11 protein-coding genes and 1 riboswitch are annotated in these 16,081 nt (G+C 51.2%); of the genes, 6 read left to right on the forward strand and 5 right to left on the reverse strand.

Annotated elements, in window-relative coordinates; all coding sequences use genetic code 11:
- Positions 1-73: 73 nt before the first annotated feature.
- Positions 74-406 (forward strand): GIY-YIG nuclease family protein, encoded by a 333-nt coding sequence (locus ACTG33_RS05060; protein WP_439134106.1) that lies wholly within the window; start codon positions 74-76, stop codon positions 404-406.
- Here ACTG33_RS05060 and ACTG33_RS05065 read toward each other — a convergent pair.
- Positions 382-1,113, reverse strand: a complete 732-nt coding sequence (locus ACTG33_RS05065; protein ID WP_439134107.1) for a DUF599 domain-containing protein — start codon at positions 1,111-1,113, stop codon at positions 382-384. The genes ACTG33_RS05060 and ACTG33_RS05065 overlap by 25 nt on opposite strands.
- Before the next feature lie 193 nt (positions 1,114-1,306).
- Here ACTG33_RS05065 and ACTG33_RS05070 point away from each other — a divergent pair, with 193 nt between their 5' ends.
- From ACTG33_RS05070 to ACTG33_RS05085, 4 genes are all read left to right on the forward strand, one after another.
- The gene (locus ACTG33_RS05070) at positions 1,307-1,882 is read left to right on the forward strand and encodes a tRNA-uridine aminocarboxypropyltransferase (RefSeq protein WP_439134108.1); all 576 of its coding nucleotides are present in this window, start codon (positions 1,307-1,309) and stop codon (positions 1,880-1,882) included.
- 182 nt (positions 1,883-2,064) lie between these two features.
- Positions 2,065-5,010, forward strand: coding sequence for an insulinase family protein (locus ACTG33_RS05075; protein ID WP_439134109.1), 2,946 nt, complete (start codon positions 2,065-2,067; stop codon positions 5,008-5,010).
- Between the two features lie 121 nt (positions 5,011-5,131).
- A complete protein-coding gene (locus ACTG33_RS05080; protein WP_439134110.1) occupies positions 5,132-8,431 on the forward strand; it encodes a carboxyl transferase domain-containing protein in 3,300 nt (1,099 codons plus the stop codon).
- 113 nt (positions 8,432-8,544) lie between these two features.
- A complete protein-coding gene (locus tag ACTG33_RS05085; protein ID WP_439134111.1) occupies positions 8,545-9,378 on the forward strand; it encodes a CvfB family protein in 834 nt (277 codons plus the stop codon).
- Between the two features lie 22 nt (positions 9,379-9,400).
- On the opposite strand, the gene ACTG33_RS05090 is transcribed toward ACTG33_RS05085, so the two are convergent.
- Entirely contained in the window at positions 9,401-9,982 is a 582-nt protein-coding gene (locus tag ACTG33_RS05090; protein WP_439134112.1) for a DUF1415 domain-containing protein, read from the reverse strand.
- A 170-nt stretch (positions 9,983-10,152) separates the two neighbouring features.
- Between ACTG33_RS05090 and ACTG33_RS05095 the strand changes: the two genes are divergently transcribed.
- The gene (locus ACTG33_RS05095; protein WP_439134113.1) at positions 10,153-10,590 is read left to right on the forward strand and encodes a DUF2147 domain-containing protein; all 438 of its coding nucleotides are present in this window, start codon (positions 10,153-10,155) and stop codon (positions 10,588-10,590) included.
- Between the two features lie 165 nt (positions 10,591-10,755).
- Here the strand turns inward: ACTG33_RS05095 and ACTG33_RS05100 are convergent, their stop codons facing one another.
- The 3 genes from ACTG33_RS05100 to ACTG33_RS05110 form a co-directional block, all read right to left on the reverse strand.
- A complete protein-coding gene (locus tag ACTG33_RS05100; RefSeq protein ID WP_439134114.1) occupies positions 10,756-12,849 on the reverse strand; it encodes a TonB-dependent receptor in 2,094 nt (697 codons plus the stop codon).
- Positions 12,850-13,060: 211 nt separating this feature from the next.
- Positions 13,061-13,306, reverse strand: a riboswitch (cobalamin riboswitch).
- Between the two features lie 170 nt (positions 13,307-13,476).
- On the reverse strand, positions 13,477-15,384 hold the full coding sequence (locus ACTG33_RS05105; RefSeq protein WP_439134115.1) for a propionyl-CoA synthetase: 1,908 nt from the start codon (positions 15,382-15,384) through the stop codon (positions 13,477-13,479).
- A gap of 221 nt (positions 15,385-15,605) precedes the next feature.
- Positions 15,606-16,081: DUF3014 domain-containing protein (locus ACTG33_RS05110; protein ID WP_439134116.1), on the reverse strand; the 476-nt coding region annotated here is incomplete at its 5' end.

The following is a 16,081-nucleotide window of genomic DNA, read 5'->3' on the forward strand; positions in this document are numbered from 1 at the left end:
TCGGGTAAAGTCTGGAAAATAGACACATAAACAGCGACACTGGGCTCTGTCACCTTAAAAACCTGTTTCATTGATGCCAGACAATATTACTGACAATCTTACAAACAACGCCACAACACATTGGTGTGTATACATCATCCTCAGCAGCGATAATCGCCTCTACACAGGCATTACCACGGATATTGAGAAACGCTGGCACGCCCACTGCAACACGCAACAGGGAGCCAAGTTTTTCCGCGGACGCTCACCCAAACAGTTACTGTACATCGAATCCGGCTTTGACCGATCCAGCGCCAGCCAACGAGAGGCCGCCATCAAAAAACTCAACCGCGCTCAAAAGCTGGTGCTGATCAAGCAACAGTCAGAAACCAATTGGCACGATCAGTTAAACTTGCCCCAATCCTGACTGACTTCCACCATCGCGTGCAGCGTGCGCGAATGGAACTCCCGCCGATACAGAATGGCCACCACAAGCGCGACAGCCATGACAAAGGCAATCGGGTGAATAAACCAGGCCAGCATGGCCATAGAAAAATAATACGCCCGCAGACCGAAATTATAACTGTGCGACGCCTGATCCAGCACCTTGCCGGTATGTCTGGCGTAGGTATCACGCTGCTCCTGATCAATTTCCCCGTGCTTAAAGATGGGCGTCGCGCCCAGAATCACATTACAAAAACTGAACTGACGCAACGACCAGGTGAAGGTGAAAAACGCGTAGACAAAGATAAACACCAGTATCAGTAACTTAAATTGCAATTGAGCCGAGCTTGTCGGAGCCACAAACGGTAGATGCTGCAACAACCCATACACCTGATCCGATGACGCCAGAACAGTCACCAGACCCGCTAATACCAGAATCGTAGTGGACGCCATAAACGAAACACTGCGCTCCAGATTGGCTATGATCGACGCATCCGGCATACGCATTTCGCGGAACAGTACCTCTCTCATCCACGCCAATCGAAAGCCATGCATGACAGAAGCCAAACAATCCGTTTTTTTGGCCATATTTCGGGCAAAGCGGCTGTAGCCTACCCAACAGCCCAAAAACCAGATCAGGCATCCAAGATTGACCCAATCAGTCGCATGCCCAATTAAATACTCTTTCACCGTTTCATCCTGTTGAAGATACCCATTCACTCCAGCAGTTTCCCGCCTTCAGATTCTGAGTTTTTTGATATCTAACTACTTTGATATCTAACTTACTTTGATATCTAACTACGAAGCCGTGTAGTGTATCATGTGGGTTTTCGGATTTACCCTTCAATCATTGCCCGATCGCTTCATCAACACGAGCTTTGCTGTGACTCGTCCACTTTGCCCCAAATGCAACACTCCGCTGGCACGCTGCTTTTGCGACATGGTGGTAGAAACAACCCCCAGCATTGAGGTGATTATCTGGCAACACCCCAGCGAATCCGGCCACGCTAAAGGCACCGTTCCCCTGCTGGCCCGCTGCCTGACTAACAGTAAGCTGATCATTACTGAAACTTTCAGCCAGTCAGACTTTGAACAACAATTTGGCGCAACTGAGGGCAACCTGCACCTGCTATTCCCAGAAGAAAATGAAGCATGCAGTGACGAGCGTTCCGAATCAGTCACTGTACCGCTGCGTTTGCTGGTCCTTGACGGCACCTGGCGAAAAGCTCGCAAGCTGCTGTACCTCAACCCCTGGCTAACCACATTGCCGAAATACCCTCTCTGCAATCCAGAACCCAGCCGCTACTCCATTCGCAAGGCTGAAAAGCCCGGACAACTCTCAACCCTGGAAGCCACCTGTGCAGCCATTGCGCAAGCGGAAAACAGCACAAAAAACAGCCAACCCATTCTGAACGCCTTTGAACGCTATTTGGCGAAGCTGTCAGAATCGAGAAAATGATGCCACTCACGAGCTGATACGATCCGATTCAGTCCAAACCCGCCGCAGAGCCCGTATTTCGCCATATCCCGTGACCCCGCTCGGCGGAGTACGTTACACTTGTCTCTGAACTGCGCCGGTTCGGGTCTGTTAACTCCTGCCCCACTTCCCCGAGCGCCAAGCAACGTATTCTGAGGTTTCGAATGACAGTAGTAGGATCAACCACAGTAGAATCAACTACAGCACACCCGGCTTTTGAGAAATTACGCAGCCAACCCATTGACTCCCTGCAAGTGACCATAGAGGAGTATCGTCACCGCGTAACCGGTGCACAGCATATCCATATCGCCTCAGACAATAACGAAAACGTCTTCCTTGTAGCCCTGCGGACCGTTCCACAGGACTCTACCGGTGTCGCGCATATACTCGAACACACGGCTCTTTGCGGCAGCGAAAAATATCCGGTTCGCGACCCCTTCTTTATGATGATCCGTCGGTCGCTGAACACCTTTATGAATGCTTTTACCAGTTCCGACTGGACGGCCTACCCCTTTGCCAGCCAGAACCGCAAGGATTACAACAATCTGCTGGATGTGTATCTGGACGCGGTGTTCTTCTCCCGCCTGGATCCGCTGGACTTTGCTCAGGAAGGCCACCGTTTTGATTTTGCCGAGCCCGGCAACCCCGAGTCCGATCTGGTGTACAAAGGTGTGGTCTATAACGAAATGAAAGGTGCCATGAGCTCTGTGCCTTCACAGCTGTGGCAAACCCTCTGTAAATACGTGTTCCCAAGCAACACTTACCACTTCAACAGTGGCGGTGAGCCGGACGCCATTCCCGATCTGACGTACGAGCAACTGCAAAATTTCTACAAAACCCACTATCACCCCAGCAATGCGGTATTCATGACCTACGGTGATATCCCTGCAGCAGAGCTGCAAGCCAAGTTTGAAGAGCAGGCCCTGAGCCGTTTCGACAAACTGGATAAGGTAATCTCTGTCCCTGACGAGCAGCGCTATCTGGCTCCGGTTCGCGTAGAAGAAGCTTATCCCGCCGAAGAAGGCAGTGATCTGAGCGGTAAAACTCATGTGGTTCTGGCCTGGTTGCTGGGCAAAAGCACCGATCTGCAAGAGACTCTGGAAGCCCAGCTGCTCGCCAGTATCCTGCTGGACAACAGTGCCTCGCCGCTACAGCATGCGCTAGAAACCTCAGATCTGGGCGCTGCCCCATCACCACTGTGTGGCCTGGACGACTCGCAAAAAGAGCTGACGTTTGTCTGCGGTCTGGAAGGCAGTGATACCGACAAAGCGGATCAAGTAGAAGCCATGATCCTTAACGTGATCGAAAAAGTGGCTAATGAAGGCATCGATTACGAAGATTTGAATGCTGCTTTGCAACAATTAGAACTGCATCAGCGGGAAGTGGGTGGTGACTCTTTCCCTTATGGTCTGCAAATCATTATGACCGCACTCACCTCCACCACCCATCGCGGCGATCCCATTGGCTTGCTGAATCTGGATCCGGCGCTGGAAAAACTGCACAACGACATCAAGGACCCGGAATTTATCAAAGGTCTGGCTCGCCAACTGCTTTTGGAAAATCAACACCGTGTGCGCCTGACCCTGCGTCCGGACGACAAGCTGGCAAGCCGCAAATCCGCAGCTGAAACAGCTCGACTCGATCAGATCAAATCCTCGCTTAGCGATGACGAAAAACAGGCCATCGTCAAACAGGCCGAAGCACTGCAAGCCCGTCAGGTACAGATCGACGACGACAGTATTCTGCCGAAAGTGGGTCTTGATGACATTCCCACCGCCATGCACTACACACCGCATCACAGCGTGGAAAAATTGCCAACACCACTGACGAACTACGCCGCGGGCACCAATGGTCTGGTGTATCAGCAAATCATTATTGAACTGCCCAAACTCACCGATGATCAGCTGCAAACCCTGTCCTACTACGGCATGTTCCTGACCGAACTGGGTATTGGCGACAAAACCTATCTGGATGTTCAACGCTGGCAAGCCAAGGTGGCTGGCTCGATTTCGGCCTACACCTCCATACGCGGTGCCAGCGACGACGTACAGAAAGTACAGGCCAACCTGACCCTGTCAGCCAAAGCCCTGAAAGCCCAGCAATCCGGTTTAAGCGAACTGATGTGGGCTACTCTCAACGATGTTCGGTTTGATGAAACCGATCGTCTGAAGGAGCTCATCTCCCAGGTTCGTGCTCGCCGCGAGCAAAGCGTCACCGGTAATGGCCACAGCTTGGCCATGGCGGCAGCCAGTGCTGGCATGAGCCCTTCGGCGCATATTTCTCACAAGCTGAACGGTTTGGCGGGCATTCAATCCATCAAAAAGCTGGACGATGCCTTAAAAGATCAAGAACAGCTGAAAGCTTTTTCCGCCCAACTGGCCGAACTGCATCAATTGATACTCTCCGCTCCGCGCCAGTATTTACTGGTTTCCGAGCCAGAAGCGCTGGCTGACTACCAAAAAGCCATTCAAACCCAGTGGCCTACCGCTCAAACTAGCGAGTGTGAGCCTTTCTCTCTCGAACCGGTTAGTGAGCAAATTACTCAGGCTTGGATCACCAACACACAGGTCAATTTCTGTGCGAAAGCCTACCCCACCGTGCCGATGGAACATCCGGACGCAGCGGCTCTGACCGTTCTCGGTGGATTTATGCGCAACGGCTACCTGCACCGTACCATCCGCGAACAAGGCGGTGCCTATGGCGGCGGTGCCGCGCAGGACAGCAACATTGCCGCCTTCCGCCTGTTCTCTTACCGCGATCCGCGCATGGAAGAAACCCTTCAGGATTTTGACAAATCCATTGAGTGGTTACTCAACACAGATCACGACTACCAGCCGCTTGAAGAATCCATTCTGGGCGTAATCAGCTCACTGGACAAACCCAGCTCTCCTGCTGGCGAAGCGAAACAAACCTTCCACGCGGAACTGTTTGGACGCACCAAAGAGAAACGGGAAACTTTCCGTCAGCAAGTACTGGAAGTCACCATCGACGATTTAAAACGCGTGGCGAAAACCTACTTGCAAGCCGATAAAGCCAACGTGGCCGTCGTCACCGGCTCTGCTCAGCTGGAGAAGGCAAAAGCTCTGGGACTGGATGTCATCAACCTTTAAACCTTTCTTTCTGCTGCAAACTGCAATACCCGCCCTGTGCGGGTATTTTTTTGTCGGTTGCACCAGAGTCTGAGCCGTGTAAACATTCCGCATTGTTAAAAATTAAGGACTTACCCCTATTATGGCTATCCAGCGCCTGATGATCGCCAACCGCGGTGAAATTGCTATTCGTATTGCCAGAGCCGCCGCCGAGCTGCAAATCACTTCTGTTGCACTCTACAGTGAGGACGACCAACCCGCCCTTCACCCACGCAAGGCCGACGAGGCCATCGCTCTGCAAGGTACCGGCGTCAGTGCCTATTTGGATATCCCACAGATTATCGAACTGGCCAAACAACACCGGTGTGATGCCATTCACCCCGGCTACGGTTTTCTCAGTGAAAACCGTGACTTTGCCGCAGCCTGCGAAGCGAACGATCTGACCTTTGTCGGACCCACACCGGAAACTCTGGATGCCTTCGGCAATAAAGCCTCTGCCCGCGAACTGGCAATCCGCTGTGATGTGCCACTGCTCAACGGCACCCAGAACGCAGCAACTCTCGAGGACGCCCACGCTTTTTACACAAAACTGTTGGAAACGAATCCCGCCGCAGCCATCATGATCAAAGCCATTGCCGGCGGTGGTGGCCGCGGTATGCGTGCGGTACACCATCCGGATGAACTGGAAGAAGAATTCAAACGCTGCCAGTCCGAAGCTCTGGCCGCTTTTGGTCAGGCTGATGTCTACCTGGAACAAAAAGTCGTCAATGCCCGTCATATCGAAATTCAAATCCTGGGGGATGGTCAAGGACAGGTCAGCCACTTTGGTGAACGAGAATGCAGCCTCCAGCGTCGCCATCAAAAGCTGATCGAAATCGCCCCCAGTCCCAGCGTGTCTGAGGATTTGCGTGAAAGCTTGTGTGCTGCCGCAGTGACTCTGGCAGGAGCATTAAATTATCGTGGACTGGGCACCTTCGAATTTCTCGTGGATTGCGATACACAGCAATTTTTCTTTATGGAAGCAAACCCGCGTGTACAGGTGGAACACACTGTCACCGAGTCTGTGTATAACGTAGATCTGGTACAAGCCCAACTACAAGTCGCCAGCGGCAAATCCCTGAGCGAGCTAAATCTTACCCAGGCCGATATTCGTTCGCCCCAAGGCTATGCCTTACAGGCGCGTATCAATACCGAAACCATAGACAGCAGCGGCAACATTACCCCTGCCGGAGGCGAGATCACCCGTTTTGAGTTAGCCAGTGGCCCCGGCATTCGTATCGACAGCTGTGGCTTTAACGGCTTTCGCAGCAGCCCCTATTACGATTCGCTGTTGGCTAAATTGATTGTCCATTCTGCGTCGCCAGAATTTTCCAACGTGATCCGCAAAGCGGAACGCAGTTTACGGGAGTGCTCCATTGACGGTATCGATACCAATGTACCGTTATTGCATGCCCTGCTGACGCATCCCGACGTAGCAAATAATCAGATCAACACCCAGTATATTGATCAGCACATCCATGACTTAATAACTGCCGCCAGCCCCTGGCAAGCTCTGTACACCGAGTCCAACCAGGTCGCCGCGCACGCCAGCCGTCAGGAGCAAACTGCTCCCGAACACTGGTCAGGTATCACCGCTCCCATGCAAGCTGTGGTCGTGGAGGTATCCGTATCCGAAGGCGATACCGTACTGGCCGGACAAGCCGTCGCGGTGGTTGAAGCCATGAAGATGGAGCACGTCATCACCGCCCAGGTCAGTGGCATCGTACAGCGCATCGAGTTTCAAACCGGCGATGCGGTATCGAAAGACGAATCCCTGATGTATCTGGAAGTGGATCATGACAACGCGGGTCTCACCACCGAAGAAAACCACATCAACCTGGAACTGATTCGCCCTGATTTACAGGAATTTTTTGATCGCAGAGCCAAAACTGGTGACAGTGCCAGACCTCAGGCGATGGAAAAGCGTCATAACAAAGGCATGCGCAGCGCGAGAGAAAACATCACCGATCTCGTCGATGAAGGCAGCTTTCAGGAATACGGTTCTCTGACCATTGCCGCTCAGCGCCGACGTCGCAGCATCGAAGAACTGATCGACGTCAGCCCCGCTGACGGTTTGATTACCGGTACCGCAAGTATCAACGGCGACCAATTCAGTGAAGACAAAAGCCGCTGTCTGGTAATGTCTTACGATTACACCGTGTTTGCCGGTACACAGGGAGTGATGAACCACAAGAAGACCGACCGTATGTTCCGCCTCGCCAACCAGCAAAAAATGCCCCTGGTGTTTTTCACGGAAGGCGGCGGTGGCCGTCCCGGCGATACCGATTACCCCGTCGTTGCCGGACTGGATCTCGACACCTGGAGTTCACTGGCCACCCTCTCCGGTCAGGCACCGATTGTCGGTATTACAGCGGGACGCTGCTTTGCGGGTAATGCCGCCATTCTCGGTTGCAGTGATGTGATTATCGCTACCCAGAATTCCAACATCGGCATGGCCGGCCCCGCCATGATTGAAGGCGGTGGCCTGGGTGTCTTTGATGCTTCGGAAGTTGGGCCCAGCGATGTGCACTCCGCCAATGGTGTCATCGATATTTTGGTGGAGGATGAAACCGAGGCGGTAGCAGCCGCGAAAAAATACCTCTCCTACTTTCAAGGATGTGTTCAGAGCTGGGAAGCTGATGACAGCCGGAAATTGCGGCATTTAATCCCCGAGAACCGCCTGCGCAGCTACGATATTCGAGCCATTATTGAGTCTCTGGCGGATGTGGATTCCGTACTGGAATTACGGGCCGGCTTTGGTTCCGGCATGATCACCAGCCTGATCCGTATTGAAGGTCGGCCATTTGGTTTGATCGCCAATAACTCACGCCACCTGGGCGGCGCCATCGACACGCCCGCGGCCGACAAAGCCACACGATTTATGAAACTGTGTGATGCCTTTGACCTGCCTCTTATCAGCCTGTGTGACACACCCGGGTTTATGGTCGGACCCGAAGCCGAGAAATCCGCTCAGGTGCGACACTTCTCACGTATGTTTGTCACCGCGGCCAATATGGAGATCCCTCTGTTCAACATTGTATTGCGCAAAGGCTACGGACTCGGCGCCATGGCCATGACCGGCGGCAATTTCCACGCAGGCGTATTCACAGTCTCCTGGCCCACTGGTGAGTTTGGCGCGATGGGTCTTGAGGGCGCTGTCCGTCTGGGCTTTAAGAAAGAATTGGAAGCACTGGAAGACCTCGATGAACGCAACGCGCTGTTCGACAAGCTGGTCGCCAAATCCTACGAGAAAGGCAAAGCCATCAACATGGCGAGCACACTGGAGCTGGATGAGGTGATTGATCCGGCGGATTCACGCAGATGGATCATCCGCGGCTTGAAAAGCTCAGCGCCAGCCAAACCTCGCAGCGGTAAAAAGCTTCGCTATATCGATACCTGGTAATCGCCACAGATCAAACGAAGGCCATAAAAACACCAATTCCGCCAAAGAGGCGTTTACTCCCCCGCAGTCTGACCGTAAACTCCACGTTTTCGGTCATTCGCGGGAGAATCCCCATGGTTCAAATTGGTAAATTCAACCGCCTCAAAGTGGTCAAACTGGTTGATTTCGGTCTGTTTCTGGAAGGCGACAAGTTTGGCAACATCCTGCTGCCCAAACGCTATGTCCCCGAAAATACCGACATAGGCGATGAGCTGGATGTGTTTATCTATCTGGACTCCGAAGACGAAATCATCGCCACGACAGAGCGCCCTAAAGTCACTGTAGGGGAATGCGCCTACCTGAAAGTGAAAGACGTGAACCGCGTGGGAGCCTTTCTCGACTGGGGACTGCCCAAAGACCTGATGGTGCCCTACAACGAACAAAGCAATCCCATGGAAGAAGGGAAGTCTTACGTGGTGTATGTGTATCTGGATGCTTACACCAACCGTATCGTGGCCAGTAGCCGTCTGAATCGTCACCTGAAGGAAGAGTCTCTTTACTTTAAACCCCAGCAAGCTGTGAAACTGCAAATTTGCGGTCGCACAGACATGGGCTATAAAGCGGTGATCAACAACACTCACCTGGGACTGTTATTCAAAGACGATGCCTTCAAACCGCTGAAATACGGTGCCAGAACACCCGGTTACATCAAGGCGATCCGCCCGGACAAAAAAATAGATTTGAGCCTGCAGCTACCCCCAGTGCAACAACGGGAACAGCTCACCGAGCAAATTCTTGAGCATCTTGAAGCCCGCGGTGGCACCTCTAATCTGACTGACAAGAGTGCACCGGACGATATTTACAAAGAGTACAACGTCAGTAAAGGTGCTTACAAAAAAGCTTTGGGCAGTCTGTACAAGGCCAAGCGCATTCTGATTGAGCCCGACAAAATTACTCTGCTCAAATAAAGAGCTCGTTAATGACACCGTTTCATTGACCGGCAAACAGAAAAGGAAACAGGCCCTGCTTCTCCTTTTGTGATAATTGCTGCATACGGCGGATGTTGTTTTCAGGGATCTCATCACTGTCCGGGTAACGCTCTAACATGGCTTCCAGGCTCGCTTCTCGCAGTAAATGCAAGATGGGATACGGCGAGCAGTTGGTCAGATTTTCAGCATCCCCGGGAGCTGTACCTTCGAACTGGTACTCGGGATGAAAGGTCGCCACCTGAAACTCCCCTTCCCAACCTCGTCGCACAACCAACTGATCCACCCAGTTGAGATAGAGGTTGTAATCCATAAAATCCCTCAGCATATGAGGGATGATCAGTAACGTCGTTTCCAATTCAGAAGCTGGGGTCGACTCCAGCCTTTCCAGTTCTCTCTGCAAATCCTGCAGTAACGCCTCTTCATCTTTGGCATCAGAAACCACAAAACGTACTTGACCAGCCTTGGTAGGACGGGACGCAAACGGACACAGATTCAGACCAATCACCACATCCTGCAACCAGCACTGCACCTGCGTGACAATGTGTTCTTCTTGAGTACGCGTCGATTCCGGGGTTGTTTTCAAGCTCGATTCCCTCCTGCCAGGGACAGTGACCAATGACTTTTCAGTCAGCATTTTGCGTTTTCCACTCCAATACAGAATGCTAGACTTGAGGTGTATTATACCTGTGTTGGAAATCTGCATCCGACACAGAATCGAATTTCATCATTCAAATAATAAAGTAAGGGAATTTCATGTTCAGAACTCATTTCATTGCTCTTTTCACCGCGTTAACCCTGCCACTGCTCACTACCGGTGCTTTTGCCGGTAACGAAGCCGTACTCGGCCAGTGGAACACCCTGGATCGCGATGGCACCCCGCTATCTCTGGTAGAACTTTATTTGGATGGTGATGAACTCAATGGACGTATCCTCAAGCTTTATGATGAGAACAAACAAGGCGCAGTCTGCCAAGAGTGCGACGGTGAACGCCACAATCAACCAATCGAAGGCCTTGTATTCATTACCGGATTGACTGCCGATGATGATGAATGGGTAGATGGTCGTGTTGTTGACCCTGAAAGCGGCAGTGAATACGACTGCAAGTTATGGCTGGATGGCGAGACTCTGAAGCTCAAAGCAGGTTTCGGGTTTATTGCACAAACCCGGGAATGGGAAAGACCGGCACAGTAAGCCGGCTGCAAACGACATAAACCTCCCTGTTCATCACTGGCCATGGCCATCGTTGAGAATGAACAGAGAGGTTTTTTATTGCTAATGGCTATTCAAGCGGAGAAACTAAGAGCCTCCCAGAAAGACCAAGTGTTAAGCAGAAAGACCAAAAGTTAAGCAGAAAAACTAAAAACTCTTACCCAGCGTCACTCTGAACGTGCGAGGCTCCACCGGGTGAAAGTGATAATCTTCAACCGGAGCCATATTGGCCGCCAATTCCGAAGCGGTCAGCGATTCAAAGTAATACGTTATGTCATCATCTTCTGAATCCAGAAGGTTCAGTACTTCAACACCCGCTGTCCAGCCGTTAGCCCACTCGTAAAACAGATTGGCGTTTAGCGTTGTGGTCGAATCTGACGTAATCGACCCTGCCTCATTCAGATCCCGCGGCCCAAAGTAGCGACCACGCAATCCCGCATGTAGACCTGAGTCGAAACTGGCCGTCAGCCCCACGGAATAAACACGTTCCATGCTGTCCGGCAGATGCTTGCCGATTGGGCCACCAGCATCGTCGTATTGCTCATCGCGAAAACGGGCCTGACTCAGCGCAGCATCGGCATCCACAATCAACCAGTCATTCAACTCGTAATAAATACCGATTTCCAAACCGCGACGGCGAGTTGCTCCACGAGGCTCCGTGGTTCCTTCATCGCCGACAAAGACCAGTTCAGAATCGAGATCCAGCTGGAATAACGCCATAGAAATCTGCGCACCAGAAATGATGGCAGTGCGAAGCCCCAGCTCATAGCCGGTAGACTGAGCAATAGGATCAACTGAATCGAGGGTGCCACCTGGATTGACCGGATCAATGGTCGCCACAACTCCTCGAGCATCATTACTGTGAATGCCTTTACCGTAGTTAATAAAGAACTCGGTTTCCGCCCAAGGGCCCAATGTAATGCTCAGCTTAGGGCTAACCTTGCCTTCTGAATCATGACCAGAGTTCTCAGGATAAAGATCGCTATCCACATCGAACGAAAAATAGTCATAACGTACACCCAATTCAGTACTCAGCCAGGGCGTCCAGACATGATTCAGACTGGCAAAGATTCCGACTGAAGATTCTTCAACACTATCGCTGACCCACAAATCTGCCAAATGGCCTTTCTGACTCGAACCGACACCGACCTCTCCGATGTCGTCATAACGCAGAGTGGTACCCAGTTGGTAGCTGGTAGACTCACTGAAAACTCCGTCGTAAACGAATTCCCCACCCCAAATGGTACGATCATCAAATTGAGTAAATTCGTCACCATTGACCGGGTCATTCGCAAAGTAGGTAAAATTTGAGGTGAGCTTCAAAGCATAATCAATGACATAAGCAGAGGCTCGAAAGCGGCCTTCACCCAACTCGCCCCACATTCCGGATGACAGACTGTATCGGTGCGTATCGCCACCGTCGTAAGGCGTCAAGTAACCCAACCGGTCTATTTCCCCCTGATCCACAGTACGCTTGGGAATCTGATCAGATGAATTCCATTCATTTTCATACGCCATGGCCGTCACACTGAAACCACCGCTTTGGTCTCCCTGAGTGTACTTAACCACGCCGTTATTTTTTTTTAGGTCTTCTTCCAAATCCCAGGGGCCGTTGTTACGCAGCATTTCGGCACCAACAACCAGATTGCCTTCACCGACTTTCACACCGCTGGTCAAAAGAGCCCGCTGATACTGGTGCTCGCCCACGGTCAATTTGAGCTGAGTATCCGACAGCGCCTTTGTATAACGGGCATGCGCACTGCCAGCGGAAGAAAAATCCCCTTCGCTGGCGTAATACGGACCCTTTTTATAGGTCATGGACTGAACCAGTTCGGGAATCAGGAAGTTGAGATCAGCGTAACCCTGTCCGTGCCCATGAGTGACCATATTGACGGGCATACCTTCAACATAGGTTGCGAAGTCTGTGCCGTGATCCAGATTGAAGCCACGTAGAAAATACTGATTGGCCTTACCGTCACCACTGTGTTGAGTGACCACCATGCCAGGTACGGTTTCGAGTACTTCAGCAGGACGCAACAAAGGCCGGTAAGCAAGCTGCTCCTGAGACACGGTACCGACTGAAGCCGAGGTAGCTTCACCATCGAGCTTTAGCAGTTGCCCTACCACCAATGTTTCTTCAATCAATCCGGGAACGCCGGCTGCGACGGCAACTGAAGATGCGAGCCCGCACTGGATCGCAACGGCTGCAGAAAGAGCGTGGATCGTTAATGGTTTTGTCATGTATATTCCTTGTGCACTAAAATTCCATCCGTCTTGCGACAGATAGGAAGTAGACTAAAAGCACCTGATAACAAAAAACCGGCTCACTTGAAGGGAGGTCTTATACGCAATAATCATTGCTGTATAAGCCTAACACGCCAGGAGTTTGACGACAGGTATATGTTACGTCGCCAAACGGAGATCCGCTCTGATTGCACCCCCCGACCATCAGATAACAACGCTTGTTGAAGCAGGTATTCTGGCTCTCGTTTCAACGCGGTTTATCACCTTCCCAAGAGTGATTGACGATAAAACCGATCAATCACTCTCAGTGGTTAACCGTCGCAGGTCAGTTTCAAAAAACAAACCAGCACTACGACAGCGATAAACAGCTCCACGAATACAGTTGCGGGGACAGCTTCGTTTGTCACGAATTCCCTGTAAACTTCCGAAGAAGACTTCAACAAATCGACGCCCATAATACTCAACCTAAATCTGCATGCAAGATATCGCCAAACAAATAGACATAAAAAAGCCTGTATCAACAATATCGATACAGGCTTTACGATCATAAACGCATGAGTCGTGATAAGGCCTATTGCTCTACTTCTGCATCGCCTGTCCCTGAATAACTGTCCCCGAATAACTCTACTTCTTCAAACTTCCTACACCATAGCCATGATCGGACAACACACCTGCGATCTCCGGAGGACCGGCAGGATCATCAATGGTTGATGGTACTGAGTAATCTTCGCCATCAGCAATCTGGCGTAATAGTTTGCGAAGAATCTTCCCTGAGCGAGTCTTCGGCAAACGTTCAACAACAAGGACTTTCTTGAAACTTGCCACTGCACCTATGCTATCTCGAACCTTAGCCACCAACTCTTTCTGAAGCTCTACTTCAGCCATTGTTTGACCATCTTTCAAAATAACCAAACCAAGAGGCAGCTGTCCTTTCAGTTCGTCAGCCACACCAATAACGGCGCATTCCGCAACCGCGGGATGCCCAGCTAATATTTCTTCCATTTCACCGGTAGACAAACGGTGTCCAGCCACATTAATGACATCATCCGTGCGGCCCATGATAAATACGTAACCATCGTCATCCCGATAGCCGCCATCGCCCGAGACATAATAACCATCAAACGTCGAAAGATAGCCACTTTGAAACCGTTCAAAATCGCCCCACACTGTAGGCAAACATCCGGGAGGTAAAGGCCGCTTAAGAGCAACGGCCCCCTGCTCATTAGGCTCCATAGGAAAACCTGCCTCGTCGAGGATCTGCACATTAAAACCCGGCGATGGCAATGTGGCGGAACCAGCTTTACAGGGTTTGGGGTCAATCCCCATGAAGTTCCCACAGATCGCCCAACCGGTTTCTGTTTGCCACCAATGATCAATCACAGGTACAGACAACAGGTTTTTGACCCACTCATACGTTGGAGGATCAAGACGTTCTCCCGCCATAAAGACCGTCTTTAAGCAGGAAAGATCATACTGTTTTAATAGCGTTGAATCCGGATCGGCTTTGCGGATAGCCCTAAAAGCCGTCGGCGCCGAAAACAAAGCTTTGACTCCGTACTCGTTTACGACTCGCCAAAAAGCACCTGCGTCAGGTGTATTCACCGGTTTACCTTCGTACAACACCGTCGACAAACCCGACAGCAAAGGCGCGTAGACAATGTAGGAGTGCCCCACTACCCAGCCAACATCGGAAGCCGCCCAGAAGACTTCTCCCGGATTCATGTCGTAGAGGGCTTTCATACTGTATTTCATCGCTACGGCGTGACCACCGTTATCGCGAACCACGCCCTTGGGTTTACCCGTTGTGCCGGAAGTGTACAAAATGTACAGCGGGTCAGTGCCTTTTACGGGTGTGCAAGGTACTGGCTGTGTGCGTGATGCAAGCTCTTGCCAATCGTAGTCACGTCCCGACAACAGTTCAGCCGATTGTTGATCCCGCTGGAAAATAATACAGGCTTCAGGTTTATAATCAGCCAGATCAATTGCATCATCCAGCAGCGGCTTGTAAGGAATCACCCGGTCAATTTCGATTCCACAAGAGGCCGAAAGGACGACTCTGGGTTGTGCGTCGTCAAGACGTACAGCCAATTCGTTCGCCGCAAACCCTCCGAAAACCACCGAATGAATGGCCCCAAGACGAGCGGAAGCCAACATAGCCACCACCGCTTCCGGAATCATGGGCATATAGATCAGGACCCGGTCGCCTTTTCTGACGCCCTGGTTTTTTAACACTCCGGCAAAAACAGAAACTTTTTTTAACAACTCTTCATAAGTGAGTTGTTGTTTGACTCCTGTAACCGGTGAATCATAGTAGAGTGCCACCTGCTTCCCGCGACCGTTGGCCACATGAACATCCAGTGCCATACGACAGGTATTCATTTCGCCATCGGCAAACCATCGATCCATACCGTTTTCATCCTGGCTTAGAATCGTTTCAGGCTCTTTAAACCACTCCAACTCGCGAGCCTTACTGGCCCAAAAGGCCTCGGGCTGATCAATGGATAACGTGTATTCTTGCTCATAAGTGTTCATTATTCTTGATGACCTCTCACTACGAATAACAAGTCTCCTCAGTGTACGAGCAAGAACGGCTGAGCACTATTCGACCAACGTCGAAAAAATGATATTAAACAAAAGACATTAAGACTCGGACACAAAAAAAGGGCCTGCCAATGGCAAGCCCTTTTGCGGTTACTCGGCGATTTTGACGCCTGATAAGATTATGACGTCTTACCTGATAAGATTATGACGTCTTATAAGTAAAACTTAAGCTCTTTCAGATACGCCTGTAGCTTTTCACGGTTTTCCTTGCCCATGCGCCACAGCGCCTTATCCAGTGCCGTTTTTTGCTCCAGACTCTTGTCTTCAAATTCATAGAAAACATGAGGCTGGACGAGCTTTTCATCATCGTCGATGTCTTTGGCAGCCAGGATACGCTCGACAGCTTCATCCACCCGTTCATTAAAATCGTCTTCTTTACCCAACTCACCGTAGGCTTCTTCCAGCAGTGGCAACCAGGATTGATAATAACGACCCAGTGTTTTCGGCGGGATGGTTGTGACCGCATTAATCAGCTGATTCATACGTTCCGCGTTAGAATCTTCGGACACAAATTCATCGTCATTCAACGATTCCACCGCAAATGAAGGCATGGGATAGTCCAAAGGCTTGTGACGCAGCGGTAACTTGCCTTCAGCTAGCAGATCTACGGCCAGCACCCACTTGCGCA

Origin of the sequence: Pseudomaricurvus sp. (assembly GCF_965662505.1) — a bacterium.
Taxonomy (GTDB): domain Bacteria; phylum Pseudomonadota; class Gammaproteobacteria; order Pseudomonadales; family Cellvibrionaceae; genus Pseudomaricurvus.

Excerpts from the sequence above, each read along its gene's own strand:
- ACTG33_RS05060 (WP_439134106.1), top strand. The coding sequence starts at position 74 with ATGCCAGACAATATTACTGACAATCTTACAAACAACGCCACAACACAT.
- ACTG33_RS05075 (WP_439134109.1), top strand. The coding sequence starts at position 2,065 with ATGACAGTAGTAGGATCAACCACAGTAGAATCAACTACAGCACACCCG.
- ACTG33_RS05080 (WP_439134110.1), top strand. The coding sequence starts at position 5,132 with ATGGCTATCCAGCGCCTGATGATCGCCAACCGCGGTGAAATTGCTATT.
- ACTG33_RS05085 (WP_439134111.1), top strand. The coding sequence starts at position 8,545 with ATGGTTCAAATTGGTAAATTCAACCGCCTCAAAGTGGTCAAACTGGTT.
- ACTG33_RS05095 (WP_439134113.1), top strand. The coding sequence starts at position 10,153 with ATGTTCAGAACTCATTTCATTGCTCTTTTCACCGCGTTAACCCTGCCA.
- ACTG33_RS05100 (WP_439134114.1), bottom strand. The coding sequence starts at position 12,849 with ATGACAAAACCATTAACGATCCACGCTCTTTCTGCAGCCGTTGCGATC.
- ACTG33_RS05105 (WP_439134115.1), bottom strand. The coding sequence starts at position 15,384 with ATGAACACTTATGAGCAAGAATACACGTTATCCATTGATCAGCCCGAG.